The sequence below is a fragment of the Pseudomonas thermotolerans DSM 14292 genome (genome assembly GCF_000364625.1).
Classification (GTDB): domain Bacteria; phylum Pseudomonadota; class Gammaproteobacteria; order Pseudomonadales; family Pseudomonadaceae; genus Aquipseudomonas; species Aquipseudomonas thermotolerans.
Genome location: NZ_KB822651.1, coordinates 1 through 2,928 on the forward strand (window position 1 = coordinate 1; position 2,928 = coordinate 2,928).

Consider the following 2,928-nt stretch of genomic DNA (forward strand, 5'->3'; position numbering starts at 1 on the left):
TCATGAGCGAGGTCGTGCAGAAAGCGATCGCTATGCGGCATGATGCTCCGGCTTCAATTCAATGACTGTGTTGCACTCAGTTTCTGCATCCGCCCAAAGTTACATCGCCGTAATGCTTCCTGCCGCGTTACCCGGGCGAGTCAGCTTGGCGCGTGGCTTGCCCGGGTTTGTAAAGCTATATCTCCTGTGGTGCGCGAACCTTCTGTGTACGCTGCCTTCGCATCAGCCAGTAGGCGGCCGGCAAAACCAGCATGGACATCAGCGGCGCGGTAATCATGCCGCCGACCATGGGCGCGGCGATGCGCTTCATCACTTCGGAACCGGCACCGCCGCCCCAGAGGATCGGCAGCAGGCCGGCGATGATCACGGCCACCGTCATCACCTTAGGCCTCACGCGCAGCACCGCGCCCTCACGAATGGCCTCAAGCAGGGCCGGATCACCGCTGCGTCCAGAGTCCAGCCGAGCATGCCAGGCGTTCCTCAGATACAAGAGCATGATCACCCCGAACTCGGCTGAGACGCCGGCCAGGGCAATGAAGCCGACCCCAGTGGCCACCGACAAGTTGAAGCCGAACCAATAGAGCAGCCAGATGCCCCCCGACAGGGCGAAGGGCAGGGTGGCCATGATCAGCAGGGCCTCGCTGAAGCGGCTGAAGGAATGGGAGAAGCTGGGTCATACGGTGCGTGAGCAGGCAAAGAAAAAACTGCGTGAGCGGCTGGAAGCACCAAAGGTACAGGCTGATGCCCTCAGGGATCTGCCTGGGCACTACAAGATCAAGCTCCGAACAGCAGGCTATCGATTGGTCTATCGGGTCGAAGATGATCGGGTGGTTGTGATTGTGGTTGCAGTGGGCAAGCGTGAACGAAGTGCAGCTTACAAGGCAGCAGGTAAGCGTTAGCTACCAGGGCAAAAGAAGAAGTGAGAGCCATTGCAGGCAGTCTTTCGACTACCCACGCTGGCTCACCGTTCAAGGGTTCATTCTTACTTTCTGCTTCCGGTAGATCCAGCACGCCAACACCACGGCAATCAGCAATGGTAGAAAGCGCACCATCAGAATCACCAGCAGCAACATTGCCAGGCAGCCAGCGAGGATGCCGGCAAATACGAATACAGTGGCGAAGGTGCGTAGCAGTAACTTCATACCGCCTCCTTACAGATAGCCCTGCTCTGCTAGTGATGTACAACCTTCATGCCCTACCACGATGTGGTCGAGCGTCCTGACGCCGACCAGGCTCAGTGCGTCCTTCAGCTTGCTGGTTAATACACGGTCGGCCTGGCTGGGCTCGGGATCACCTGAGGGGTGGTTGTGCACCAGGATCATTGCGGCAGCGTTGTGCTCAAGGGCGATCTTCACGACCTCCCTCGGGTAGACACTGGCTCCGTCCAGGGTGCCGCGAAACACTTCCTCAAACGCTACCACCCGGTGGCGGCTGTCGAGCATGAGCAGGGCGAACACTTCATGCTCGTAGTCGGCCAGCAGCGCCTGCAAGTGGCTGAACACCTCTTTAGGAGAGGTCAGTGCGCGTCCCCGGCGAAGGCGCAGAGTGGCTAACTGGCGGGCCATCAGCAGGATGTCGGTTTCAGTGACCGGCGATTCGACCAGGTAGGTGCCGGTCGTTTCATTGGCTTTGAGCTTGTGCAGGCGCATGGCGGCCTCCTTGGTCTTGATCTGAAGATGAGGTTTGGCGAGCAGCTTGTGCGTCGAGCTTTTCAGCCAGGCTGGGTTTGGTGGGGTTGAGTGGAGCGGTGGGCGCTGCAGCAGGTGCTTCAACCTCGGGGTAAAACTCTTCAACGAGGGCGCCGACATCCTCCTCGCTGTCCTCGAAGGCACCATTGCTGAATCCGCGTCGTGCAGCTTCATCCAGCGCAACCTGATTGAAGCCTGCAACCTGTCGTTGTGAATCGAGTTCATTGGCTGTTACCAATGCCTCGGCCATATCCATGCCGCCACGTACCGTTAGGTCGGCGTAGAAGATCGGCGTGCCGTGGCTTTGTCGCGTCGACTTCCCCCGTAGACGCAGTTCCAGTGGCAGGCAGGCCAGGCGATTGCCCGAGATGGCCTGGAAGTAATGCAGGCGAGCGACGAGGGTGCGGATGCTGTTGAAGCCGGTGGTGCGGAATACGAAGCTACCCAGCGGGTCGTCATCGCCAATGACAACGTTCAGCCGGCCATAGGGCTTGCAGGCACCGCCTTTGGCCAGCGGGCAGGCATCCGGTGAAGGGCAGGGCAGCGACTGCATGCCATCCTGCGTGAGCCGCTTGCAGGTCTCGCCATTGCCCACGCACAGCGGCCGCCCGGACTGCCGGTCGAACAGGGTGTAGTCGGCCCGAAAATTCAGCTCGGGTTCGTTGAACAGCAGGCGTACCGGGATGCTGCGCAGCTTGTCGTCCTTGCCCTGGCGCAGTTCGTCATTGAGCGGGTGCAACAGCCAGCCGTCCTTGCCTTGTACCTGGGAGGTGATGGTGAACTGGTCATCCTTCTCCGGCAGGCGCTTGCCGTTCTTCTCGACGACCTTGCCTATCGAGATGCGTCCGAGCACCGGCGGTGTGATAGCCAAACCTTTGAGCATGGTGGTTCTCCTGAAAATGAAAAAAGGCCAGCCATGCAGCGCGAACTGCATGGCTGGCCAAGGGGAGGGAATGGTTGAGAGAGGTTGAAATCAGCCGACCAGGAAACGCCGCGCACCGGGTTTCCTCAGTGGATACCTGGCCTGCAGGTAGGGCTTGTCCTGGAGCAGTTGAGCTACATCGAGACCGATGCTGTCCTTGGCCTTGCGCCAGGAGATGTAACCGCTGGAGAACTCTGCCCTGCTGGCATCGCCCATGGCCTGCTGCAGCATCTGCTTGAGCTCAGCCTCGCGCTTTTCCTTGTCGGCAATCGACTGGCGCAGCGCCTTTAACTCGATGAAGGCGGCGGTGAGTCCCGC

General features: G+C 59.9%; 4 protein-coding genes and 2 pseudogenes. 1 reads left to right on the plus strand and 5 read right to left on the minus strand.

Going from position 1 to position 2,928, the window contains the following annotated elements; translation table 11 throughout:
* Positions 1 to 175: 175 nt before the first annotated feature.
* Positions 176 to 658 (minus strand): annotated as a pseudogene (locus tag H165_RS0117870) (efflux RND transporter permease subunit); the annotation flags it as partial.
* Between H165_RS0117870 and H165_RS19450 the strand changes: the two are divergent.
* Positions 624 to 899 (plus strand): type II toxin-antitoxin system RelE family toxin, encoded by a 276-nt coding sequence (locus H165_RS19450; protein WP_081609390.1) that lies wholly within the window; start codon positions 624 to 626, stop codon positions 897 to 899. The pseudogene H165_RS0117870 and the gene H165_RS19450 overlap by 35 nt on opposite strands.
* Before the next feature lie 69 nt (positions 900 to 968).
* Here H165_RS19450 and H165_RS19800 read toward each other — a convergent pair whose 3' ends face one another.
* From H165_RS19800 to H165_RS18865, 4 genes and pseudogenes are all read right to left on the minus strand, one after another.
* Positions 969 to 1,142 carry a hypothetical protein gene (locus H165_RS19800; RefSeq protein WP_017940292.1) on the minus strand — a complete coding sequence of 58 codons (174 nt, stop codon included), beginning with the start codon at positions 1,140 to 1,142 and terminating at the stop codon, positions 969 to 971.
* A gap of 9 nt (positions 1,143 to 1,151) precedes the next feature.
* A complete protein-coding gene (gene radC / locus H165_RS0117880; RefSeq protein ID WP_017940293.1) occupies positions 1,152 to 1,649 on the minus strand; it encodes a RadC family protein in 498 nt (165 codons plus the stop codon).
* Positions 1,621 to 2,571: a recombination directionality factor gene (locus tag H165_RS0117885; RefSeq protein ID WP_017940294.1), complete on the minus strand. Its 951-nt coding sequence runs from the start codon at positions 2,569 to 2,571 to the stop codon at positions 1,621 to 1,623. Before H165_RS0117885 ends, radC begins: the two co-directional genes overlap by 29 nt.
* Positions 2,572 to 2,661: 90 nt before the next feature.
* Positions 2,662 to 2,928, minus strand: a pseudogene (locus H165_RS18865) (alkaline phosphatase); the annotation flags it as partial.